This window comes from Klebsiella ornithinolytica NBRC 105727 = ATCC 31898, from assembly GCF_001598295.1.
GTDB lineage: Bacteria > Pseudomonadota > Gammaproteobacteria > Enterobacterales > Enterobacteriaceae > Klebsiella > Klebsiella ornithinolytica.
This window is the reverse complement of the sequence record NZ_BCYR01000003.1, coordinates 47,761-70,589: the sequence shown is the minus strand read 5'-3', so window position 1 is coordinate 70,589 and position 22,829 is coordinate 47,761. Positions and strand designations below refer to the sequence as shown.

18 protein-coding genes are annotated in these 22,829 nt (G+C 58.5%); 6 read left to right on the top strand and 12 right to left on the bottom strand.

Annotation, left to right across the window (positions count from 1 at the left end; all coding sequences use genetic code 11):
* Positions 1 to 37: 37 nt before the first annotated feature.
* A complete protein-coding gene (locus tag ROR01S_RS07875) occupies positions 38 to 2,815 on the bottom strand; it encodes a flavocytochrome c (RefSeq protein WP_004862509.1) in 2,778 nt (925 codons plus the stop codon).
* 636 nt (positions 2,816 to 3,451) lie between these two features.
* Here ROR01S_RS07875 and ROR01S_RS07870 point away from each other — a divergent pair.
* Positions 3,452 to 4,963 (top strand): anion permease, encoded by a 1,512-nt coding sequence (locus tag ROR01S_RS07870; RefSeq protein ID WP_004862511.1) that lies wholly within the window; start codon positions 3,452 to 3,454, stop codon positions 4,961 to 4,963.
* 54 nt (positions 4,964 to 5,017) lie between these two features.
* A complete protein-coding gene (gene fumA / locus ROR01S_RS07865; protein ID WP_064359286.1) occupies positions 5,018 to 6,667 on the top strand; it encodes a class I fumarate hydratase FumA in 1,650 nt (549 codons plus the stop codon).
* 442 nt (positions 6,668 to 7,109) lie between these two features.
* Here fumA and ROR01S_RS07860 read toward each other — a convergent pair whose 3' ends face one another.
* From ROR01S_RS07860 to ROR01S_RS07850, 3 genes are read right to left on the bottom strand one after another with little or no spacing between them, the layout of a single operon-like run.
* Complete coding sequence (locus ROR01S_RS07860; RefSeq protein ID WP_004862517.1) at positions 7,110 to 8,645, bottom strand: DHA2 family efflux MFS transporter permease subunit; 1,536 nt, start codon at positions 8,643 to 8,645, stop codon at positions 7,110 to 7,112.
* 10 nt (positions 8,646 to 8,655) lie between these two features.
* Positions 8,656 to 9,834, bottom strand: coding sequence for an HlyD family secretion protein (locus tag ROR01S_RS07855; RefSeq protein WP_004862518.1), 1,179 nt, complete (start codon positions 9,832 to 9,834; stop codon positions 8,656 to 8,658).
* 24 nt (positions 9,835 to 9,858) lie between these two features.
* Positions 9,859 to 10,314 carry a MarR family transcriptional regulator gene (locus ROR01S_RS07850; protein ID WP_015584227.1) on the bottom strand — a complete coding sequence of 152 codons (456 nt, stop codon included), beginning with the start codon at positions 10,312 to 10,314 and terminating at the stop codon, positions 9,859 to 9,861.
* Positions 10,315 to 10,597: 283 nt separating this feature from the next.
* On the opposite strand from ROR01S_RS07850, the gene ROR01S_RS07840 reads away from it, so the two are divergent.
* A complete protein-coding gene (locus tag ROR01S_RS07840; RefSeq protein WP_064359420.1) occupies positions 10,598 to 12,217 on the top strand; it encodes a mechanosensitive ion channel family protein in 1,620 nt (539 codons plus the stop codon).
* A gap of 41 nt (positions 12,218 to 12,258) precedes the next feature.
* Here the strand turns inward: ROR01S_RS07840 and pcaC are convergent, their stop codons facing one another.
* From pcaC to ROR01S_RS07810, 6 genes are read right to left on the bottom strand one after another with little or no spacing between them, the layout of a single operon-like run.
* Entirely contained in the window at positions 12,259 to 12,648 is a 390-nt protein-coding gene (gene pcaC / locus ROR01S_RS07835) for a 4-carboxymuconolactone decarboxylase (protein WP_004862525.1), read from the bottom strand.
* A complete protein-coding gene (gene pcaD, locus ROR01S_RS07830; protein WP_004862527.1) occupies positions 12,638 to 13,405 on the bottom strand; it encodes a 3-oxoadipate enol-lactonase in 768 nt (255 codons plus the stop codon). Before pcaD ends, pcaC begins: the two co-directional genes overlap by 11 nt.
* Complete coding sequence (locus ROR01S_RS07825) at positions 13,395 to 14,747, bottom strand: 3-carboxy-cis,cis-muconate cycloisomerase (protein WP_015584223.1); 1,353 nt, start codon at positions 14,745 to 14,747, stop codon at positions 13,395 to 13,397. Before ROR01S_RS07825 ends, pcaD begins: the two co-directional genes overlap by 11 nt.
* Before the next feature lie 9 nt (positions 14,748 to 14,756).
* Positions 14,757 to 15,959: a 3-oxoadipyl-CoA thiolase gene (gene pcaF, locus ROR01S_RS07820; protein WP_004862531.1), complete on the bottom strand. Its 1,203-nt coding sequence runs from the start codon at positions 15,957 to 15,959 to the stop codon at positions 14,757 to 14,759.
* 10 nt (positions 15,960 to 15,969) lie between these two features.
* Positions 15,970 to 16,626: a 3-oxoacid CoA-transferase subunit B gene (locus ROR01S_RS07815; protein WP_004862533.1), complete on the bottom strand. Its 657-nt coding sequence runs from the start codon at positions 16,624 to 16,626 to the stop codon at positions 15,970 to 15,972.
* 10 nt (positions 16,627 to 16,636) lie between these two features.
* Positions 16,637 to 17,323 carry a 3-oxoacid CoA-transferase subunit A gene (locus ROR01S_RS07810; RefSeq protein WP_004862535.1) on the bottom strand — a complete coding sequence of 229 codons (687 nt, stop codon included), beginning with the start codon at positions 17,321 to 17,323 and terminating at the stop codon, positions 16,637 to 16,639.
* Positions 17,324 to 17,490: 167 nt separating this feature from the next.
* Between ROR01S_RS07810 and ROR01S_RS07805 the strand changes: the two genes are divergently transcribed.
* Positions 17,491 to 18,297, top strand: a complete 807-nt coding sequence (locus ROR01S_RS07805; protein WP_004862537.1) for an IclR family transcriptional regulator domain-containing protein — start codon at positions 17,491 to 17,493, stop codon at positions 18,295 to 18,297.
* Here the strand turns inward: ROR01S_RS07805 and smrA are convergent.
* Both smrA and ROR01S_RS07795 read right to left on the bottom strand, forming a co-directional pair.
* Positions 18,294 to 18,857 (bottom strand): DNA endonuclease SmrA, encoded by a 564-nt coding sequence (smrA, locus tag ROR01S_RS07800; protein WP_064359285.1) that lies wholly within the window; start codon positions 18,855 to 18,857, stop codon positions 18,294 to 18,296. The two genes, ROR01S_RS07805 and smrA, sit on opposite strands and share 4 nt — an antisense overlap.
* Positions 18,858 to 18,954: 97 nt before the next feature.
* On the bottom strand, positions 18,955 to 19,866 hold the full coding sequence (locus tag ROR01S_RS07795; RefSeq protein ID WP_015584221.1) for a LysR family transcriptional regulator: 912 nt from the start codon (positions 19,864 to 19,866) through the stop codon (positions 18,955 to 18,957).
* Between the two features lie 165 nt (positions 19,867 to 20,031).
* Between ROR01S_RS07795 and ROR01S_RS07790 the strand changes: the two genes are divergently transcribed.
* On the top strand, positions 20,032 to 21,342 hold the full coding sequence (locus tag ROR01S_RS07790; RefSeq protein WP_044351834.1) for a M20 family metallo-hydrolase: 1,311 nt from the start codon (positions 20,032 to 20,034) through the stop codon (positions 21,340 to 21,342).
* On the top strand, positions 21,342 to 22,787 hold the full coding sequence (locus ROR01S_RS07785; protein ID WP_015584220.1) for a M20 family metallopeptidase: 1,446 nt from the start codon (positions 21,342 to 21,344) through the stop codon (positions 22,785 to 22,787). Before ROR01S_RS07790 ends, ROR01S_RS07785 begins: the two co-directional genes overlap by 1 nt.
* The last annotated feature ends 42 nt before the right edge of the window (positions 22,788 to 22,829 follow it).

Genomic DNA, 22,829 nt, shown 5'->3' with positions numbered 1-22,829 from the left:
AATCGGCCGGGCGAACCCGGCCTGTTATCACTGAGCGTTAGCCTCTGGCGCGTTTTGCCGCCTGGTGGCCCGCCAGGGTACCAAAGATAATAATATCCGCCACGGCATTGCCGCCGATACGGTTGCCGCCGTGGATACCCCCGACCACTTCGCCCGCGGCATAAGCGCCGACAATCGGCTGATGATGAGTATCCAGGACCGCGGTGTCAGTATTAATGGTCACACCGCCCATAGTGTGGTGAACCCCCGGCGCGATGCGAATCGCATGGAACGGCCCCTGGTTAACCGGCGCGCGCAGCGCGGTGGTACGACCGAACTCTTCATCACGCTGATTTTCAACAAACCCGTTGTAGCGTTCCAGCGTGGCGAGGAAGGCATGGTAATCCATCCCCAGTTTCTCCGCCAGTTCGCGCGGCGAGCTGGCGCTGGTCACCAGACCTTTGGCGATATATTCGTCGGCCGCTTTGTTTTTTGCCCGGACATGTTCATCAAAGACGATGTAAGCATAATGCTCCGGTAGCGCGATGATCGCCGCAGACACTTTATCGCGGGTCTCCATTTCGTTGAAGAAGCGGTTACCCCGTTGATTGACCAGAATGGCGCCGCCGCCGCGAATCGATTCAGAAATCAGATACGACGTGTTCTGCTCAACGGTCGGGTGGATTTGAATTTCGCCCATATCAACGGTACCGGCGCCAATCCGTTCCAGCAGCGCAATGCCGCCGCCGGTCGCCCCCTTATGGTTGGTGGTGACAAAACCCGCCAGATCCGGGCGATATTTCACCACCATCGCGCTATTGGCGCTGAAGCCACCGGTCGCCATGACGATACTTTTGGTCTGCACCTCGATGCTTTCCTGCTCATCATTCAGCAGACGTACGCCGCTCACTTCGCCGTGAGCCATCAGGATCTCTTCCACCGACGTATCCAGCATCACATCGATGCCGCGTCGGGTGATATTGCGCACCAGACCGCTGATCAGATAGCCACCAACCGCAGATCCGTCACGCGGACGGTGAGTACGGTCGATACTCATCCCGCCGGTGGTGGTGATGTCATTCAGCATGATCCCACGACGCGCCAGCCATTCGATGGCCTCCGGGGCGTTTTCCACGAACCGACGCAGCAATTGCGGATTGTTTTTATTCTGCCCGCCTTTTAAGGTTTCCTGATAGAACAGCTCTTTGCTGTCCTCAATACCTTTTACCCGCTGGAAGCGCGTTTCCGCGGCGTTCATTCCGGCAGAGGCTTTAATGGTATTACCGCCGATGGTGGGCATTTTCTCTACGATCAGGACGCTTGCGCCTTCATCGTGCGCCTGAATGGCTGCCGCCAGGCCGGCGCCGCCGCTCCCGACCACCACCACGTCATAGCTTTTCGGCGTCAGGTCTGCGCCGCCCTCTTCCAGCGCCAGCGCTTTACTTGATTTCAGCATCGCTTTCGACACCGCTTTTTTCACCGCTTCACTTTGGCTGGTCGCGCCAGAAATCGCGTCCACGTGCGGCGTATTGGCGGTCAAAATGCGCTCGCGGATCTCTTCGAAACTGGTAGTGAACTCCACGTTCTGGACCGGGCCGGCGGCCAGTTCAATATCGGCGATGCGGTCATTTTCCAGACTGACGTTGATGACCAGTTCGTTGGCATCGTCCTGAACGGTTTCCACAAAAAGGCCGGGTTTAAACTTCGCATCGCCCATGCTCATGTCGCGGATCATGGCTTCTACCAGCGAGAAGCGCCACAGCGGCTCCGGGATATTCAGCGCTTCGCGCTGGGTGCTATCGATAAACAGCTCGAGATTTTCTCCCGCAGCAATCCGCGCCGCCCAGTCCGGATAGGCAATGCAGGCGCGGCCCACGGCAATCAGATCGTAACCATGATCCAGCCCCTGCTCCGCATCCGCGGCGTTCACCACGCCGCCAACGCCCATCACCGGGATTTGAGCCAGGGTGTCAGAGCGCAGCGCACAATATTTTTCAATCAACGGCGTCGGATCGCGGGTATCAACAATCGACGGACGCAGTGACGCGCCGACGGAGAAGTGCAGATAGTCGAGACCGCGCGCCGCCAGTTTTTCCAGCAGGTACATGGTGTCGTCAAAACGGATACCCGGCTCTTCCAGCTCTTCCGGGGAGAAGCGATAGCCGATAATAAAGGCATCGTCGGCGTACTGGCTCGCCATTTTGTGGGTAATGTCCAGCACCGCCAGCGGGAAACGCGCGCGGTTGTCGCGGCTGCCGCCCCACTGGTCATCGCGTTGGTTGGAGTTCGGGGAATAGAACTGCTGGATAAGATAGGTGTTAGCGCCGTGAATCTCCACGCCATCAAAACCGGCCAGAATGGCACGACGTACGCCGTCGCCAAATTTGGCGATCATGCCCTCAACTTCTTCACCGCTCAGCTCACGCGGCATCGCGGCACCTTCACGCGGTGCCGCCAGCGCGCTCGGCGCCACCGGTTGACGGCCGCCGATCAGCTGCGGATCGACCATACGCCCGCCGTGATAGATCTGCAGAATCGCTTTTGACCCTTCGGCTTTGATGGCGTCGGCGATTTTAGCCAGACCGGCAATTTTCTCGTCATTGTCGATGCCGATGGCGCCGGGGAAAGCCAGACCGTAATTATCAATAAAGCAGCACTCAACGATAATGGTGCCAATGCTGCCGGCACGAGCGCGATAGTATTCCACCAGTTCGCTGGTGACGCTGCCGTCAAAATAGCCGGTGCAGGTGGTCATCGGTGCCATTAACAAACGGTTTTTTAACTCAGTACCATTCGGTAAGGTAAAAGGACGCAATATACGTGGGTTACTGGTCATATTAACACTCCAGATTTTAAATATTGAAAATTCAGAATTGGGTGACGGAATTGTTTTTGGTTGTGTTTCTTAATTCCTGTTGTCATGCCCATAATATAGCGCTATTTTTAGTTACCAAACCAATTACGTTAGTTAAAAAACTATTTAATACCACCAATAACATCAGTACCTCCATTGTATTATTAATTAAAAATACAATTTTCACACAAAGCAAAACACCGATAACATACTCGCCACTTTTGTTAAATAACAAAACATACCAGACACAAAATAAAACTTATCAATATCATATAGATAGGATAGATTTTGTTTTAACGAACGTTTATAAATCAATTATCCATTAACATTTATCTATATTTTAAACAAATAAACACCTCATCCGTCAGGGTTATTTTGAAAATAAAAAAACACCTTCACACACCGTGTTTATTGATCTTGATCAATTGCAATAAAGCAACAAAGCGCAATATATAAATAACCAACAAATTAAATTTAACGCACAGAAAAAGGCGTTAAATAACCGTCACGAAAATCATCAAAACCAAAGATTAATAAGTAAAGAAAGTTTTGAAATTAAAAAAATCACCGGTTATGACGTGACGCAACCGTATTTTCAACTACTCGCAGATACTCATTATGAAAGAGAAACAGACAACCATACCGCCTGCCGGTGCCGCCAGTCCCAAGGCTGCAAATAAAAACCGCCTGCTGATGATGGCGCTGCCCATTATTGTTGCAGTTCTTTTACTCTTCGTGCCGGTGCCTGACGGGTTACCGCCTTATGCCTGGCACTACTTTGCTATCTTCGTTGGCGTCATTGTCGGGCTGATTTTTGAACCCCTGCCGGGCGCCGTGATCGGTATCACCGGGGTGGTGGTCATCGCCCTGTGCAGCCAGTGGCTGCTCTTCAACCCGGCGCAACTGGCCGACCCTAAATTCAAACTGGCCGGCGCCTCGTTTAAATGGGCGGTCAGCGGTTTTGGTAACTCCACCGTCTGGCTGATTTTCGGCGCCTTCATGTTCGCCGCTGGCTACGATAAAACCCAGTTTGGTCGCCGTCTGGCGCTGATCCTGGTGAAGTATCTGGGCCGCCGCAGCCTGACGCTGGGTTATGCCATTACCTTTGCTGACCTGCTGCTGGCACCGTTTACCCCGTCCAATACCGCGCGCAGCGGCGGGACAATCTACCCGATTATCGCCAACCTGCCGCCGCTGTACGGTTCTAAACCAAACGATCCCAGCGCGCGTCGTATCGGCTCCTACCTGATGTGGGTGGCCATTACCGCCGCCTGTATCACCAGTTCGATGTTCCTCTCCGCGCTGGCGCCAAACCTGCTGGCCCTCGCGCTGGTCAAAAGCATCGTTGGCATCAATATCTCGTGGGGCACCTGGTTTATCGCCTTCCTGCCGCTGGGTATCCTGCTGATTCTGGCTATGCCGCTGCTGGCTTACTGGTTCTATCCGCCGGAAGTGAAAGTCAACAACGAAGTGCCGCTGTGGGCCGCTCGTGAGCTGGAAAAGCTGGGCAAGCTGTCGCGCAATGAGATCCTGCTGCTGGTGTTCGTCTGCTTCGCCCTGACCATGTGGATTTTCGCCGCCGAGTGGATTGAACCGGCGCTGGCCGCCCTGCTGGTGATTGTGCTGATGCTGTGGACCGGCGTACTTTCGTGGAGCGATATCACCAACAATAAAGCGGCATGGAACACCTTTGTCTGGTTCGCAACGCTGGTGGCGCTGGCCGACGGCCTCTCCTCGACCGGTTTTATCGCCTGGCTGGGTAAAGAAGGTGGCGCGTTGATGAGCGGCATCTCCCCGGGGGTCGCCACTATCGTGCTGCTGCTGGCGTTCTACCTGCTGCACTACCTGTTCGCCAGCACCACCGCGCACACCACCGCGCTGCTGCCGGCGATGCTGACTATCGCCTCCACCATTCCGGGTATGAATATGCAGGTCTTCGTCCTGCTGATGGTCACCTCGCTCGGCGTGATGGGCATCATCACCCCGTACGGTACCGGTCCAAGCCCGATTTACTACGGCAGCGGCTACCTGCCAACCAAAGACTACTGGCGCCTCGGCACCATCTTCGGCGCCATCTTCCTGGCCGCCCTGCTGCTGATTGGCTATCCGTGGATGTCTATGATGTTCTGATTCATAACCGCCGGAGGCTCTCCTCCGGCGGTTTTACTCTTAGGGAGCAAAGCTATGTCGACTAAACCGTTTGTTTACCAGGAAGCCTTTCCGCTGGCAAAAGATGAGACCGAATACTATCTGCTGAGCAAAGAACATGTTTCCGTGGCCGAATTTGAAGGCCAGGAGATCCTGAAGGTTGAACCTGAAGCCCTGACCCTGCTGGCCCAGCAGGCCTTCCACGATGCGGCCTTTATGCTGCGCGTTTCCCATCAAAAGCAGGTTGCGTCAATCCTGCTCGACCCGGAAGCCAGCGAAAACGACAAATACGTCGCCCTGCAGTTCCTGCGCAATTCGGAAATTGCGGCGAAAGGCGTGCTGCCGACCTGCCAGGATACCGGTACCGCGATCATCATGGGTAAAAAAGGTCAGCGCGTCTGGACCGGCGGCGGCGATGAAGCGGCGCTGGCCCGCGGCGTTTACAACACCTATACCGAAGATAACCTGCGCTACTCGCAAAATGCTCCGCTGGATATGTACAAAGAGGTCAACACCGGGACTAACCTGCCGGCGCAGATCGATCTCTATAGCGTTGACGGCGACGAGTACAAATTTCTGTGCATGGCGAAAGGCGGCGGCTCAGCCAACAAAACCTATCTGTATCAGGAGACCAAAGCGCTGATTACCCCGGCGAAACTAAAAAACTACCTGGTTGAGAAGATGCGCACCCTCGGCACCGCGGCCTGTCCGCCGTACCATATCGCTTTCGTGATTGGCGGCACCTCGGCGGAATCGACGCTGAAAACCGTGAAGCTGGCATCGACCAAATATTATGATGGTCTGCCGACTGAAGGTAACGAACACGGCCAGGCGTTCCGCGATATTCAGCTGGAGCAAGAGCTGCTGCTGGAAGCGCAAAATCTCGGCCTCGGCGCCCAGTTCGGCGGCAAATACTTCGCCCACGATATCCGCGTAGTGCGTCTGCCGCGCCACGGAGCCTCCTGTCCGGTCGGCATGGGCGTCTCCTGCTCCGCTGACCGCAATATCAAGGCCAAAATCAACCGCCACGGTATCTGGATTGAGAAGCTGGAAAGCAATCCGGGCCAGTACATCCCGGAAGCGCTGCGTGAGCAAGGTGAAGGCCAGGTGGTCAGCATTAATCTGAATCAGCCGATGAGCGAGATCCTGGCGCAGCTGTCCGCCCATCCGGTCTCCACCCGTCTGACGCTGAACGGCACCATCATCGTGGCGCGCGATATCGCCCACGCGAAGCTGAAAGAGCTGCTGGATAACGGCGAAGCGCTGCCGCAGTACGTGAAAGATCACCCGATCTACTACGCCGGTCCGGCGAAAACTCCGGAAGGTTACGCCTCAGGTTCACTCGGCCCAACCACCGCAGGGCGCATGGACTCCTATGTTGATCTGCTGCAGTCCCACGGCGCCAGCATGGTGATGCTGGCAAAAGGCAACCGCAGCCAGCAGGTGACCGACGCCTGTCACAAACACGGCGGATTCTATCTCGGCAGCATTGGCGGCCCGGCGGCGGTACTCGCCCAGCAGAGTATTAAGAGCCTGGAGTGCGTGGCGTATCCGGAACTGGGGATGGAAGCTATCTGGAAAATCGAAGTGGAAGATTTCCCGGCCTTCATCCTGGTGGATGACAAAGGCAATGATTTCTTCCAGCAGATTCAGAACAAGCAGTGTAACGGCTGTGCCCAGCGGTAGTGTTGCCGGCTAAAGCCGGGCGCTGAGCTAAGAGGTATTCCGTTCACCCTACGTCAGGCAGAACATGCGGCCTCAGTGCGAGGTGACCGGGTTAAGGGGAAGATAACCGTCTTCCCCTTAACAATCCCCGCGGTCCCGCACGGAAATCGGTGCTGCGCACTGCGCTCACCTCCCGGCCTGCAGCCTGCGGTCGGCTCAACTCGACCTGCTCGCCCGTTCCGGGGCTCGCTCCTGTCTCGATTCGCCTCTTGCCGCCATCCCTGGCGGCCAGCCCTTGTCTTCCGGCCTTCGGTTCGCCGATTTCAGCGGGGTCCAGGGCCCCGCTGCACGCCTTTTCATCCCAAAATGTCCATCACTGCGGAGAGCAACAACGGTCGAGGAAAAAGCAGGCAACGATCGAATTAACAGACGCAGCTCGGGCTCGTTTTTTATCACCCCGCGGCTAGTGACCAGCCGAGGGGGCGCCCGGCGCTCCGGCACGACTGAACGGCGGCCGGGCAAACCAGATAACCACGATCAGCGCCATAAAGCCCCAGCCCAGCACCCAAAAATAGTCGATGGTCGACATCATGTAGGCCTGCTGCTCAATGCTCTTATCAATCAGCGCCATATGCTGCTGCGTGGCTCCGCCCATCTTGTCGATGTAGTCCACCGCAGCGGGATTATAGGCGGAGACGCTTTCCGTCAGGTTGGCATGGTGGAAAACTTCCCGCCGCGACCAGATCCAGGTGGTGAGCGACGACGCAAACGAGCCGCCCAGCACGCGGAAGAAGGTCGCCAGACCGGAGCCTTCCGCCACTTCTGCGCCGTTCAGGTTTGACAGCACAATCGTCGTGATAGGCATGAAGAAAAACGCCACGCCGATTCCCATGAACAGCTGCACTTCGGCGATAGTGCGGAAATCGACATCGGTATTGAACTGCGCGCGAATAAGGCAGGAGGCCCCCATCGTCAGGAACGAGAGCGAAGCCAGAATACGCAGGTCGAAATTATTGGCGTAGCGGCCAATAATCGGCGTCATTATCAGCGGCAGGATCCCCATCGGCGCGGCGGCCAGTCCGGCCCAGATCGCGGTGTAGCCCATCTGCGTTTGCAGCCACTGCGGCAGAATAATATTGATAGCAAAAAAAGCCGCGTAGCCCAGAGTCAGCGAGAGCGTACCAATCGCAAAATTGCGATCTTTGAACAAGCGCAGATTAACAATCGGATGACGCTCGCCCAGCTCCCAGATAACGAAAGACACCAGCGAGATGGCTGAAATCGTCGACATCACAACGATCTGCGAAGAGGCAAACCAGTCAAGATCGTTACCTTTATCAAGCACCACCTGCAGCAGCCCAACCCCAAGCACCAGCAGCGCAATCCCGATGTAATCAATGGGGGCGTGGGTGGTGGTCTCTTCCCGTTCACGCATCTGCGTCCAGACGACGATGGTGGCGAAGATGCCGATCGGTACGTTGATGTAGAAGATCCACGGCCAGGAGTAGTTGTCCGTTATCCAGCCGCCGGTAATCGGCCCGACAATCGGCGCCACCACGGTCACCATCGACAGGAGCGCCAGGGCCATACTGCGTTTACTGGCGGGGAAGATAACCAGCAGCAGCGTCTGACACATCGGGAACATAGGGCCGGCGAAAAAGCCCTGTAGCGCGCGGAAGATAATCAGCTCGGTCATACTGTGGGCAAATCCGCACAGGAATGAGGTCAGCGTAAACATCATCACCGAGCCAATAAACAGCTTTAACTGCCCGAAGCGGCGCGTAAACCAACCGGTCAGCGGCAGCGCGATAGCGTTACATACCGCAAATGAGGTGATCACCCATGTCCCCTGATCCGCGCTGACCCCGAGGTTGCCGGCAATCGTCGGCAACGCCACGTTGGCGATAGTGGAATCCAGCACCTGCATAAACGTGGCCAGAGACAGCGCGAGCACCGCCAGCCACATATTGGGCGGTGTAAAGGCAGCCTTATCGTGCATAACGTCTCTCTTAACGGGCGCCGGCGGCTACCGTTTTGCTGTTGTCATGAAGGATTTTAGCCACCAGTTTGTCCGCTTCTGCCAGCGGGTTTTGATACACATCGGTGGTGAAACGCGGGCTGCTAACGGTTTGCTGCGGCAGCAGGTGCCCGTCAGCGTCGCGAATATCGACGCTAACGTTCATCGACAGGCCGACGCGCAGCGGGTTTTTCTGCATATCATGGGGATCGAGCACGATACGGACCGGCAGACGCTGGACAATTTTGATCCAGTTACCGCTGGCGTTCTGTGCCGGCAGCAGCGAGAAAGCGCTACCGGTGCCAATGCCCAGGCTCTCGATGGTGCCGTGATACTCAACATCATCGCCGTACAGATCCGCGCTGAGCGTGACTTTTTGTCCGAGGCGCATCCCCTTCATCTGGCTCTCTTTGAAGTTGGCATCCACCCAGACTTCGTTCAGCGGCACGATAGCCATCAGCGTCGTGCCGGAATCAACGCGCATGCCAAGCTGCACCGCCCGCTTCGCCACATAGCCGCTGACCGGAGCCACGATGGTGCTACGGGAGTTGTCGAGATAGCGCTGACGGAGGGTGGCGACGGCACTTTTAATTTCCGGGTGGCTGTCGATTACGGTGTCATCCACCATGGCCATATTGGTGCGCAGCGCTTCCTGAGCGGCCAGAAGATCGCTTTGCGCGCTGGTGACTGCATCGCGGTAATGCGCCAGGTCTTCCGCGGCGATCGCCCCGCTCTGGAAGATTTTCTGCCGCCGCGCATAGTCGTTTTGCGCCGTTTGCAACGCCACTTTTTTTGCGGCGACCTGGGCGCGGTAGTTATCCGCGGTGCTGTACAGGCCGCGAACCTGGCGAACGGTATTCGCCAGACTGGCCTCCGCCTGCTGCAGCGCAATTTCGGTATCGCTGGGGTCGAGCAGCACCAGCGGCTGCCCCTTCTGCACGAAGTCGCCTTCATCCACCGTCACCTGAGTGACCGTACCGCCAATCTGCGGGGTGAGCGTCACCTGGTTACCATTGACATAGGCATCGTCGGTCGTTTCATAGTAGCGGGCGTACAGCAAATACCACGCCACCCCACCTCCGGCGGCGAGAAGCAGAATAATCAATAAAATAATAAAGTTTCGTTTGCGCTTGCTGCCGCGCTCAGCCTGTTGTACCGCAGTGGTTTCCATCTTGTCAGGACCTTTTTGAATGCATTAGCGATGAGGGGCGACGATCTCGTCTGGCAACATTTTGGTCATCAGATCGACCAGCTGTCGGGATTCATCGGGAGTCAGTCGGGCGGTGAGTTCGCTGATGATCGACACCAGCGCTTCATTGACAAAGCGCTCGCAAATCAGCAGCCCTTTGTCGGTCAATGCCAGAATCACCTGGCGTTTATCCTGTGGATTTGGGGAGCGGCTGATCAGCTCACGCTTGACCATTCGATCCACCATTCGGCTCATGGCGCCGGCGTCCATGACCAGGTTTTTACTGATTTCGACCGGGCTGTTAAAGCCTTTATAAATACTGATCAGCACCTTGAACTGCGCGGCGGTAATGTCCATGCCGGAGAAGTGCTGGCTAATCAGCTGGTCCTTGAACTGGTTAGCCAGATGGATCAACAAACCTAAGTGAAATCTATTGTTAATAATACCCGGATGGTTATTCATGATATTTGCCTGGTCAGTAATTACAATTGAAACTACTGACCAGGCATCTATTTGTCAACGTAGTGTCAAGAAGATCGCACATTTTGTCAGCGCCAAGGCCACCGCTCAGTACATTATGACGCGGCCCCCGACGCCGTTTGCCGGCCTCGTCCTCGATATTCGCGACCTGTCCGCCGCGCTTGTATTCGCTTATCGCTGGTCTATGCTCAAAGCAGGGCCTGGTCAGGGAGTGCCGTTGACCACCTGAAAAATAACGATAATTCTCTTTTTTTGGGTGCTGCATATGAACAAGATACAGGCGTTTTTTTTAGCCGCCCTCGCGCTATGCCTGGCGTTCCCCCTTTCGGCGGCAGAACCGCGCCAACAGCCCACAGAACGTGAACAGGCCCGTACGGTAAAAATTTTCCACCAGCCGATTGTGATGTTACAGGCGACCTTCGGCCAGACGACGCCCGAAGAGCGGGTGCTGCGGATTCGGAATACGCTACGTGCTTTTACCGAGGCGGATATCAGCCAGCCGCTGCAGGTTGTTCCGGTCACGCGCTACAACCTGCCGGGTCGTTTGTTCCTTATGAACGGTAAACCCATTATGTTGCTGAGCCAGGCCGACCTCGACGAAGGTGACGACCTGACCCTCGACCAGGCCAGCCAACGGGTTCTCGCCCGTATGGAGGCACAGCGCAGTGCGCTTCGGGAACAGTACAACACCCCCTACCTGGCGCTGGCGGTGGTTAAAGTGGTGGTCGGGGCGCTGCTGTTGGCCGCCTTTTATTACGTCGCCTGGCGCTCCTGGCGTCGGGTTCGCCGCTATTTTCTGCTGCAGATTCTGCAAAAGCGCGGCTGGATCCCCCAGAGCTGGCGGCGGTTTCTCGGCAATATCGAAACCAGACTCTATGCCCTGCTGATGGTCTTGCTTGGTACGGTGGCGCTCTATGCCTGGCTAAGCTGGGCCTTCGGCCTGTTCCCCTGGACGCGCGTGTGGAGCGAATCGCTGGGAGAGTGGTCGGTCCGCGTCCTGCAGGAGATTGCGCTGTCGATAGTCTCGGCGCTACCCGGCCTGCTGATTGTTCTGATTATCCTGCTGATCACCTGGTTTATTATCCGTCTGGTAAAACTGCTGCTCAGTCAGGTGGAAGCCGGTCGTCTGCAAATTCCGGGTCTGCATCCGGAAACGGTAGGCGCGACGCGTAAACTTATCTCGGTGGTCATCTGGCTGTTCGCCCTCTCCGCCGCTTACCCCTTTTTGCCTGGCGCCAACTCGCTGGCTTTTAAAGGCATTAGCGTCTTTTTCGGTCTGATGTTAACCCTGGGATCGGCGGGAGTCATGAACCATGCCATGAGCGGTCTGGTGCTGATTTACTCGCGCGCGCTGCGCAAAGGCGATGTGATTCGGATTGCCGATAATGAGGGTAAGGTCAGTGAAATTGGGATGCTGGCCACCAAAATCGTCACCCGGGAAAACTATATCGTGACGGTGCCAAACGCCGTAGTAGTCAGCGGAAAAATCACCAACCTCAGCGCCCAAAACAGCGAAGCCGGCCTTAATCTGACCACCGGCGTCACCATCGGCTACGACACGCCGTGGCGACAGGTTCAGGCGATGCTGGAACTGGCGGCCCGCCGCGCGCCGGGTATCGACCACCGCCAGCCGCCGCTGGTGCGTCAGCTTGGCCTGATGGACTGGTACGTCTCCTATGAGCTGCAGGTCCTGCTAATGGCGGAAACCTCGCTGGCCGACGGGCGTACCGCACTGCACAGCAATATTCAGGATGTATTTAATGAATTTGGCGTGCAGATCATGTCGCCGAACTTTGTCATGCAGCCGAAGGGAGCCGTGATGGTGGCGAAAGAGGACTGGTACGCCGCGCCGGCGGCGAAAGATCCGCAGACAACAGAGGGATAAATCACGATGCTGGCCGGTAAAGACCGGCCAGCAGAGCCGCATCAGGCCGGTTTCCCGTCCAGCTCATCAAACACCTGCTGCGCAAGATGCATCGTGGCATTGGCAGCAGGCAGCCCGCAGTACAGCGCCGAGTGCATAATCAACTCTTTCAGCTCATCGCGGGTCACGCCATTATTAAACGCCGCGCGCAAATGCATTTTCAGCTCCGCTTCACGGTTCAGCGCAATCAGCATGGCGATAGTTATCATGCTGCGGGTATGGTGATCCAGCCCCGGTCGGGTCCAGGTTTCTCCCCACGCATAGCGGGTAATGAAATCCTGAAACTCGTCATTGAGCGGCGTCAGATTGTGCAGCGTGCGCTCGACGTGGGCATCGCCCAGCACTTTGCGCCGAACGTTCATGCCCTGCTGGTAACGGGTTTTATCGTCCACGATCGCCCTCCTGCAAAAAAGCCAACAGCGCCGCGCTAAAGGCCCCCGGCGACTCGATGCTGGACAGATGTGAGGCGGAAACCACCACCACCTGCGACGCGGGGATCTGCTGATGTAAAAAATGCGCATCGGCAACGGTAGTGACAGGGTCACTTTCACCGGCAATAATCAGCGTCGGCACGCGAATTTGTCCGACTTCGCTGCGTAAATCGGCTGCCGCCAGCGCTTCGCAGCACTCGGCATACCCTTCGGCATTGCTATGGGTCAGCTGATGGCACAGCGCCTCAACCACCTCCGGCGCCTTCTGACGGAAGGCGTGCGTGAACCAGCGGTCCGCCGCACCGGCGGCCACCACGTCCATTCCCTCCTGGCGCACGGCACGCGAACGGGAAAGCCAGCTGGCCTGATCGCCAATCCGCGCCGCCGTGTTGGCCACCGCGATACCGTAGAAACGATCCGCGGCAAAACGCCCCAGCCATAGCCCGGTCAGGCCGCCCATCGAGATGCCGCAAAACCAGGCTTTGGCGATATTGAGATGATCGAGCAGCGCAATCACATCTTCCCCAAGCTGCGCCAGCGTGACCTTGCCCGACTTTTGGGTTTTACCATGGCCGTGGGTGTCATAGCGCAGCACGCGGAACCGTTGGGTTAAGGCCGCCATCTGCGGCTGCCACATTGCGCGGGTGGTCCCGAGCGAGTTAGAAAGCACAATGACCGGCGCGCCTTCCGGCCCGTCCAGCTGATAATCAAGGTTCATTACGTTGCTCCTTGTAACGCGCCACGACCTGGCGCACAAAACGTTCGGCGCTGCCGGTGGCCGTGGCCGGATCCAGCAGCTGCGTTAAACGGGGGGGCGAAAGATGCTGGCTGACCAGCGGGTCGTTCTCCAGCAACGCCTGCAGCGGGCGGGATTCGTCGATCGCCTGGCGGCACAGCGCCTCAATACGGTGATGGGCATCGGCTTTGCCAATAAACGCCGCCAGCGCCAGCGTCACCGCCTCGGCCATAATCAGTCCGTGGGTTATCTCCAGGTCGGCCCGCATTTTCTGCGGGAAGACCTGCATATCGCGAACCAGCGCATCGCTTTGCGCCAGTGCTCCACCCACCAGCATAATCAGCTCCGGGAGGGTCTCCCATTCCGCCTGCCAGCCGCCAAGGGCGCGTTCATGCTGCTGAATCTGGCCGGCGTAAAGCGTCGCCACCAGTCCAGGCGTGCGCTGGGCCGCGGTTAAAATCGCGCTACAGGCGATTGGGTTGCGTTTGTGCGGCATGGTCGACGATCCGCCGCGCCCTTCCGCAACCGGTTCGCTGACTTCCGCCACTTCGGTTTGCATCAGCAGGGAAAAATCGTTCGCAAATTTGCCCAGCGTGCCGCACAGTCCCGCAAACCAGGCCCCCACTTCCAGCAACCGGTCACGCTGACTGTGCCACGGCGTATCCGGCAGAGTCAGCCCGAGCAGGCTGGCAAGCGCCGCCGCAACCGGCGATGCGTCGGCCTTTAGCGAATCCAGGGTACCCGCCGCGCCGCCAAACTGCAGCACCAGCACCCGCGGACGCATCTCCCGCAAACGCTGCTGCCAGCGCAGCAGCGCATCAAGCGTCCCCGCCAGCTTCAGGCCAAAGGTGACCGGCAGCGCGTGCTGCATCCAGGTACGACCGGGCATTACCGTGTTCTGATAGCGTTCAGCCTGGGTGGCGAAGCCGTCAATCAGCTGTTGCAACAGACGTTCCGTTTCGTCCAGCGCGCCGCGCAGCTGCAAGACCAGCCCGCTGTCGATGGCATCCTGGCTGGTCGCCCCCCAGTGAACGTAGCGTGCCGCACCGGCATCCTGCGTCTTCACCCGTGCGGTGAGCTGCTTCACCAGCGGAATCGCCAGGTTGCCCGCGCTGGCGGCAGCCAGCCCCAGGGCCGGAAAATCGATGGCCGAATGCTGGCAGGCGCTGACGATGGGGGCGACAGCATCCTGCGGCACGGTGCCGCAGGATGCCTGTGCGCGGACCAGCGCCGCTTCAAAATCCAGCATCCCCTGCACCCGCTGCGCATCGCTAAACCAGGCGGTCAGCGGACTGCTGCGCAGCATGGGGGTCAACAAACTCATGTTGGCTCCTTAAACACGTTCAATAATCAGCGCAATACCCTGGCCGACACCAATACACATGGTACACAGCGCATAGCGCCCACCGGTACGACGTAGCTGATACGCGGCGGTCATCGCCAGACGACCACCCGACGCCCCCAGAGGGTGGCCCAGCGCAATGGCGCCGCCGTTGGGATTGACGTGGGGCGCATCGTCGGCCAGCCCTAAATCGCGGGTCACCGCCAGCGCCTGCGCGGCAAACGCTTCATTCAATTCAATGACATCCATTTGCTCCAGCGTCAGCCCCGTTTGCGCCAGCACTTTACGTACCGCCGGAGCCGGACCGAAGCCCATAATACGTGGCGCCACGCCCGCCGTCGCCACGCCGACGACCCGGGCCAGGGGGTGCAGATCGTTGGCCGACAGCGCCGATTCGCTGGCCAACAGCAAGGCACAGGCGCCATCGTTCACCCCGGAGGCGTTCCCCGCGGTCACCGAACCGTCCGGACGCACCACCCCTTTGAGTTTCGCCAGCGCTTCCGCAGTCGTGCTACGCGGGTGTTCATCGCGAGTAAACAGCAGCGGGTCGCCTTTACGCTGTGCGATAGAAACCGCGATCAGCTCATCAGCAAACCGTCCGGCCTCCTGCGCCGCGGCGGTGCGCATCTGGCTGCGCAGCGCAAAGGCGTCCTGATCGGCACGCGAAACGGCAAAATCAGCGGCGACGTTCTCGGCGGTCTCCGGCATCGAGTCGACGCCGTACAGTTCTTTCATCCGGGCGTTGATAAAGCGCCAGCCGATCGTCGTATCTTCAATCTTCATGTTGCGGCTAAAGGCATTCTCCGCCTTACCCATCACAAACGGCGCGCGCGACATGCTCTCCACGCCGCCGGCGATCATCAGCTGAGTTTCGCCGCTTTTGATGGCCCGCGCTGCGACGCCGATCGCATCAAGACTGGAGCCGCACAGCCGGTTAATGGTGCTACCCGGCACCGTTTGCGGGAGTCCGGCCAGCAGCAGCGCCATACGGGCAACGTTGCGGTTATCTTCCCCGGCCTGGTTTGCGCAGCCGTAAATCACATCATCAATGCGCGCGGGATCGAGGCCCGGGTTGCGCTCCAGCAGCGCTTTCAGCGGCAGAGCGGCCAAATCATCGGCGCGCATTGTCGCCAGCGTACCAGCAAAACGCCCGAACGGTGTACGCACCGCATCACAGATAAATGCCTGATTCATCATAGGTTCCTTATGCGCTTTCCGCCAGATGTTCAAAGGTCAACGCCACCGGAGTGATGCGCTGCAGCTCCTCAAAAGAGAGGCCGTTGAAAATTTCTCGGACCACCGGACCGGCCGGGGTGATGTCAATGACCGCCAGGTCGGTGTAGATCCGGCTGACGCAGCCCACTCCGGTGAGCGGGTAGCTGCACTGTTCAACCAGCTTACACTCGCCGTCGCGGGTCAGGTGATCCATCATCACAAACACCTGACGTGCGCCGATGGCCAGATCCATCGCCCCTCCCACCGCCGGGATCGCGTCCGGTGCGCCGGTGCTCCAGTTGGCGAGATCGCCGCTGGCGGAGACCTGATACGCCCCGAGTACGCAAATGTCGAGGTGGCCGCCGCGCATCATGGCGAATGAGTCGCCGTGATGGAAAAAGCAGCCGCCTTTGAGCAGGGTCACGTACTCTTTCCCGGCATTAATCAGCTCCGGATCTTCTTCACCCGGCTGCGGCTTCCCCCCCATCCCCAGCAGGCCATTTTCACTGTGCAGAAAGACCTCTTTATCGCTCGGCAGATAGTTGGCGATGCGGGTAGGTAAACCGATGCCCAGGTTGACATAGGCCCCTTCCGGGATATCGCGCGCCACTCGCTGGGCCATTTCATCGCGGGTTAGTTTTTGCATAGTTGGCTCCTCAGGCGCGTTGTGCGGTGGTCAGATGTTCCAGCGAGAACACACGCTGGACGAAAATCCCCGGGGTGATCACATTTTCCGGGTCAAGGTCGCCAAGACTCACCAGACGGGAGACTTCAACGATGGTGGTTTTTGCGGCGGTGGCCATAATGGGGCCGAAGTTGCGCGCCGCTTTGCGATACACCAGATTGCCCCAGCGGTCGGCCTGGTGCGCTTTGATCAGGGCAAAATCGGCCTTGATCGGGTATTCGAGGACGTAATGACGACCGTCGATTTCGCGGGTCTCTTTGCCTTCAGCCAGCGGCGTGCCGTAACCGGTCGGCGTAAATATCGCGCCCAGGCCGGCGCCGGCGGCCTGGATTCGCGCCGCGAGATTACCCTGCGGGACCAGTTCCAGCTCCACTTTGCCGCGGCGATAAAGATCGTCAAAAATCTGTGAGTCAACCTGGCGCGGGAAAGAACAGACCATCTTTCTCACGCGTCCGGCCTTCAGCAGTGCCGCCAGGCCAACTTCACCGTTGCCCGCATTGTTGTTGATAATGGTGAGGTCGCGGGCACCCTGTTCAATCAGGGCGTCAATCAGGTACGTTGGCTGACCGGCGGGACCAAAACCGCCGATCATGATGGTCGCCCCGTCGTGAATCCCGGCGATGGCATCACTTAGCGTCGACACGCTTTTATCAATCATCAGGTCGCTCCTTTACGTGCGGTAATCGCACTTTTATGCGTTGTTCGCACAAAATGTGACCCGCTTAACGATGTTGGTCAAGGGCGATAATCGAAATATGGTGCGATAATCGAACATCGTATATCTTTAGCGAAAGAATGTGATCGACGGCAAATATGGAGAAAAAAATGGAGAAGCATCCAGACGATTTACTGACGGGCGACAGCGATCCGTTTAAAGGCGATCCGAACTTTATGGCCTCGCTGGCCCGCGGGCTGGAAGTGATTCAGGCCTTCACCCCGCAGCGCCCGGTCCTGTCTATCTCGCAAATCAGCCAGAAGACCGGTATTCCGCGCGCGGCGGTGCGCCGCTGCCTGTACACGCTGGGGAAACTGGGATTCGTCTATGCGGAAGATGGCAAAAACTTCCAGCTGCGCCCGCGTATTCTGGCCCTCGGCCACGCGTGGCTAGCCTCCACGCCGCTGGCGCGTTCGGCGCAGCCTGTTCTTAAACACCTGAGTGAAATGCTGAACGAATCCTGCTCGATAGCCACCCTCGATGGCGACGATATTCTCTACATTGCCCGCGCCTCCAGTTCGCGGATTATGACCATCGATCTGGATATCGGCAGCCGCCTCCCGGCCTGGGCGACCTCGATGGGGCGCGTGCTGTTAAGCCATCTGCCGGAAGAGAAGCTGAACGATATGCTGGCGCGGGTGACGATGATTCGCTACACCCCGCAAACGGTGGATTCGGTGAACAAGCTGCGCGCGGAGCTGAAGCGCGTCCAGCAGCAGGGCTACGCGCTCAACGATCAGGAGCTGGAAATGGGACTGCGCTCGCTGGCGGTGCCTTTGTTCAACCCGCAGGGCCAGATACAGGCCGCGCTGAACGTCGGCGTGCATGCCGGGCAGGTCTCCACTCGCGACATGCTGGAACGGGTTCTACCCGAGCTGCAAAAAGCGGCTCGCGAGCTGACGCTGCTGCTGCGCTAGCGGCTGCGTTTGGCGTGGCGCTCCCAGTTCTCCTGTTTCGCCTCGGCGGATTTGCGCAACGCGACGTAACACGCTCCGCTGCCGCCATGCTGTGCCGAGGCCGCGCAGAACGCCTGTACCTCGGGCAGTTCGACCAGCCAGCGCGCCAGATAGCTACGCACGATATTAGCGTGCGCGTTATCTTCCCGCCCTTTTCCGTGGACGATCAGCAGATTGCGCAACCCCTCCTTTTGCGCCTGCACGACAAAGGCAAACAGCATTTGCCGGCACTGTTCGACCGGACGGCGCAACAGATTCAGGCTGGCCTGCTGGTCATATTTCCCCAGACGCAGCTTATCCAGCACACCGTTTTGCAGCCCGTCGCGTTTAAATTCCAGCGGCGTGGTCAGCGGCAGAATATCGAGATAGCCGGTGGTGAGAAAATTATCGAGCTGCAGGACATCAAGACGCTGCGTCGGGCGCAGGTTGCGTTCCGGATGCCAATGAACGTCATTGCCGCGCTTCAGAGGCTGAACGTCCTCCATGGCGCCAAGAAATAGCGATTTGTCGTCAAGATTCATGTGCACTCCTCCGGCTGCTACCGGAGGCTACTATAGCCGCCGCGCCCCGCCGCCTCAATGCGTTTATCGACAACCGGCGACAATTTGCCCTGCCGGCTCAGGCGGGAAACTGGTGGCGACTTTGTCGGCGAAACTGGGTAATCAGCGAGGCCGTTAACGGCGTCTGCCGCGAGTCGCGGCGCTGGATCAGATAATAGGTCGCTTTCGGTAACGTTTCGCTCACCTTGATCATCACCAGCTTGTCGGCAATCATCGGGTCGCTGCCCAGCTCAACCGGTAAGATACTCAGAAAATCACTCTGTACCACCAGACTGATGCAGGAAGAGAAGGTTTCGCACACGATGCCGACATGCGGGATCTGCGAACGGTGGCTAAACAGATCCTGCAGCTGCTTAAAGTAGCTGCCGCGCGGGGTTGGCATGGTCCAGCTGTAATGCAGCAGTTGTTCAATCGAGGTCGCCTGGGTTGCGGGATGCCCGGCGCGGGCGAAGACCGCAAACGGCTTTTCGAACAGTTTCTCAAAGCTGAATTCATGATCGTAAGGGCCGGGATAATAGGTATTGATGGTGAAATCGAGCTCCCCCTGCCGCAGTTCGTTGATCATCGACAGCAGCTGACCTTCCATGATACGCACCTTCACCAGCGGGTGCTGCTGATGAAAACGACAAATCACCGAGGGCATCAGCGAGCGCGCCACGCTGGCTCCAAGACCAATATTGATCTGCCCGGTCAACGCCCCCTGGCGCTGCAACAGATCTTCCTGCGCCGCCCGCAGCTCCTCAAGAATCAAACTGGCGTGCTGATAAAAACTTTCGCCATTCTCGGTTAACGATACCCCCTGGCTGCGGCGCACGAACAGCTGGGCGGACAGCCCCTCTTCCAGCTCTTTAATGGCCTTGGTCAAAGCCGGTTGCGATAACGCCAGTGTCCGGCTGGCACCGCGAATACTGCCCTGACGCGCCACTTCAACGAAGGCACGAATTTGGTGAAATTTAATCTGAAAAGACATCGCCGTAGTGATAACCATTGTTTATCAAACAGAAGAAAATGGCATCTACTGTAATGCAAAGCGTTGTGGCAACGTAAGAATGCGCTGCTGAAAAACCCATCAGCGATAAGTAAAAGCTATCACACCGTGAACCTCATCACATTTTTAAATATGACAGGACAGGTTATGCCGTTACTCAATGAATACATCCGTCAACTGCTGCCAGAGATGACGCAATGGCGTCGCGATTTACACCATTATGCCGAGTCCGGCTGGGTCGAGTTCCGCACCGCCAGTAAAGTTGCAGAGCAGTTGCATCAGCTGGGCTACGACCTGACCCTGGGCCGCGACGCGGTCGATGCCGATAGCCGGATGGGATTACCGGATGAGATCATCCTGGCCAACGCCTTTCAGCGCGCCCGTGAGCAAGGTGCGCCAGAACCGTGGTTGAGCGCATTCGAAGGCGGCTTCACCGGTATCGTCGCCACGCTGGATACCGGGCGTCCCGGCCCCACTCTGGCCTTTCGGGTCGATATGGATGCCCTCGATCTGAATGAAGATACCGACGGCCACCACCGCCCGTTCCGCGAGGATTTTGCCTCCTGTAACCCTGGGATGATGCACGCCTGCGGACATGATGGTCATACGGCCATCGGCCTTGGCCTGGCCCACGTTCTGAAACAGTATGCCGATCGGCTGCACGGCGTGATCAAGCTGATTTTCCAGCCTGCGGAGGAAGGTACCCGCGGCGCGCGGGCAATGGTCGCCGCTGGCGTGGTGGATGATGTCGATTACTTTACCGCTATTCATATCGGTACCGGTGTCCCGGCCGGTACCGTGGTGTGCGGCAGCGATAACTTTATGGCGACCACTAAATTCGACGCGCTATTCACCGGCGTTGCGGCCCACGCCGGAGGTAAACCGGAAGACGGGCGTAATGCGCTGCTCGCCGCGGCGCAGGCGGCGATTGCTCTGCACGCCATCGCGCCGCATAGCGCCGGCGCATCGCGGGTCAATGTCGGCGTGATGCAGGCGGGCACCGGGCGGAACGTTGTCCCATCCGGCGCGCTCCTGAAGGTGGAAACCCGCGGCGAAACGGAAGACATTAACCGGTATGTGTTTGAACGCGCGCGGGAGGTTATCCACGGCGCTGCCGCGATGTACGGAGCCAGCGTCGAGCTGCGCCTGATGGGCGCGGCGACCTCCAGCGCACCGTCCCCGGCGTGGGTACACTATCTGCGCGAGCAGGCGGCCCGGGTGCCCGGCGTGGAGCAGGCTATCGACCGTATTGCCGCCCCTGCCGGCTCAGAAGATGCCACCCTGATGATGGCCCGGGTTCAACAGCATAATGGTCTGGCCTCGTATATGGTTTTTGGCACGGAACTCAGCGCCGGTCACCACAACGAACAATTCGACTTTGATGAGAACGTGATGGCCATCGCCGTGGAAACTCTGGCCCTCACCGCGCTCAATTTCCCCTGGCAGCGAGGTGTGTAATGGAGGCCCTCTACCGCTACGTTGATGAGGTGATTACCGCCCGCGCCGGCGAGTTGACCGCTATCGCCGACGCCATCTGGGATCACCCGGAAACGCGCTTTGAGGAGTTCTGGTCAGCCGAAAGGCTGGCGCTCGCCCTTGAAGCAGAAGGTTTTGAGGTCTGCCGTGAGGCCGGCGGGATCCCCAACGCCTTTGTCGCCAGCTACGGCAGCGGAAAGCCGGTGATTGCCCTGCTGGGTGAATATGATGCGCTGGCCGGGCTTAGTCAGCAGGCGCAGTGCGCGTATCCTGCTGCCGCGACGCCTGGGGCGAACGGCCACGGCTGTGGTCACAACCTGCTGGGCACCGCCGCACTGGCCGCCGCCATTGCCTGCCGGAGCTGGCTGGTGCAGCACGGCGGTTGCGGGACGATTCGTTTCTACGGCTGTCCGGGGGAAGAAGGCGGTTCCGGCAAAACGTTTATGGTGCGCGAAGGCATGTTTGACGATGTGGACGCCGCGCTGACCTGGCACCCGGAAGCCTACGCCGGCATGTTCAGCACCAGCACGCTGGCCAACATTCAGGCCGCGTGGCGTTTCAGCGGCACCGCGGCTCACGCCGCCAACTCGCCGCATCTGGGGCGCAGCGCGCTGGACGCCGTCACGCTGATGACCACCGGCACCAACTTCCTCAATGAGCACATTATTGAGAAAGCACGCGTCCATTATGCCATAACCGACAGCGGCGGCATTTCCCCCAACGTGGTACAGGCTCAGGCGGAGGTGCTCTATTTAATCCGCGCGCCGGAGATGGCGGATGCGCAGCAAATCTATGCCCGCATCGAGAAAATCGCCCAGGGCGCGGCGCTGATGACTGAAACGTCGGTCACCTGTCGTTTCGAGAAGGCCTGCTCCAGTTATTTACCTAATCGCACGCTGGAGGCGGCGATGTATCAGGCCGTGTGCCACTACGGTACACCGTCATGGAGCGAGGCGGATCGCGCGTTTGCCGACGACATTCGTGCCACGTTAAGCGAGAACGACCTCAACAACAGCCTGAGAAATATCGCCGGCACCGGCGGCGAAGAGGGCAAACGCTTCGCCCGTCGCCACCGGGAAACGGTGCTAATCGATGAAGTCGCCCCCTGGGCTGCGACGGATACTATCCTGGCGGGATCCACCGATGTGGGCGACGTCAGCTGGAAAACCCCGGTCGCCCAATGTTTCAGCCCCTGTTTTGCCGTCGGAACACCGCTGCATACCTGGCAACTGGTGAGCCAGGGCCGCACGGCCATCGCCCATAAGGGGATGCTGGTGGCCGGAAAAGTGCTCGGCGCCACGGCGATCCGCCTGCTCACCGATGGTGCGCTGCTGCAAGCCAGTCAACAAGAACTGGCGCAACAGCTGGCTGAAAAGCCATATCACTGCCCGATCCCGCAAGGCGTGACACCGTCACCTTTAAAATAAAAACAATCATTCACGCACTAAACACCACAACTAACACAACAA

What these genes read in the sequence shown, in the direction of transcription:
- ROR01S_RS07875 (WP_004862509.1), bottom strand. Translation starts at nt 2,815, where the DNA reads ATGACCAGTAACCCACGTATATTGCGTCCTTTTACCTTACCGAATGGT.
- ROR01S_RS07870 (WP_004862511.1), top strand. Translation starts at nt 3,452, where the DNA reads ATGAAAGAGAAACAGACAACCATACCGCCTGCCGGTGCCGCCAGTCCC.
- fumA (WP_064359286.1), top strand. Translation starts at nt 5,018, where the DNA reads ATGTCGACTAAACCGTTTGTTTACCAGGAAGCCTTTCCGCTGGCAAAA.
- ROR01S_RS07860 (WP_004862517.1), bottom strand. Translation starts at nt 8,645, where the DNA reads ATGCACGATAAGGCTGCCTTTACACCGCCCAATATGTGGCTGGCGGTG.
- ROR01S_RS07855 (WP_004862518.1), bottom strand. Translation starts at nt 9,834, where the DNA reads ATGGAAACCACTGCGGTACAACAGGCTGAGCGCGGCAGCAAGCGCAAA.
- ROR01S_RS07850 (WP_015584227.1), bottom strand. Translation starts at nt 10,314, where the DNA reads ATGAATAACCATCCGGGTATTATTAACAATAGATTTCACTTAGGTTTG.
- ROR01S_RS07840 (WP_064359420.1), top strand. Translation starts at nt 10,598, where the DNA reads ATGAACAAGATACAGGCGTTTTTTTTAGCCGCCCTCGCGCTATGCCTG.
- pcaD (WP_004862527.1), bottom strand. Translation starts at nt 13,405, where the DNA reads ATGAACCTTGATTATCAGCTGGACGGGCCGGAAGGCGCGCCGGTCATT.
- ROR01S_RS07825 (WP_015584223.1), bottom strand. Translation starts at nt 14,747, where the DNA reads ATGAGTTTGTTGACCCCCATGCTGCGCAGCAGTCCGCTGACCGCCTGG.
- pcaF (WP_004862531.1), bottom strand. Translation starts at nt 15,959, where the DNA reads ATGAATCAGGCATTTATCTGTGATGCGGTGCGTACACCGTTCGGGCGT.
- ROR01S_RS07815 (WP_004862533.1), bottom strand. Translation starts at nt 16,626, where the DNA reads ATGCAAAAACTAACCCGCGATGAAATGGCCCAGCGAGTGGCGCGCGAT.
- ROR01S_RS07810 (WP_004862535.1), bottom strand. Translation starts at nt 17,323, where the DNA reads ATGATTGATAAAAGCGTGTCGACGCTAAGTGATGCCATCGCCGGGATT.
- ROR01S_RS07805 (WP_004862537.1), top strand. Translation starts at nt 17,491, where the DNA reads ATGGAGAAGCATCCAGACGATTTACTGACGGGCGACAGCGATCCGTTT.
- smrA (WP_064359285.1), bottom strand. Translation starts at nt 18,857, where the DNA reads ATGAATCTTGACGACAAATCGCTATTTCTTGGCGCCATGGAGGACGTT.
- ROR01S_RS07795 (WP_015584221.1), bottom strand. Translation starts at nt 19,866, where the DNA reads ATGTCTTTTCAGATTAAATTTCACCAAATTCGTGCCTTCGTTGAAGTG.
- ROR01S_RS07790 (WP_044351834.1), top strand. Translation starts at nt 20,032, where the DNA reads ATGCCGTTACTCAATGAATACATCCGTCAACTGCTGCCAGAGATGACG.
- ROR01S_RS07785 (WP_015584220.1), top strand. Translation starts at nt 21,342, where the DNA reads ATGGAGGCCCTCTACCGCTACGTTGATGAGGTGATTACCGCCCGCGCC.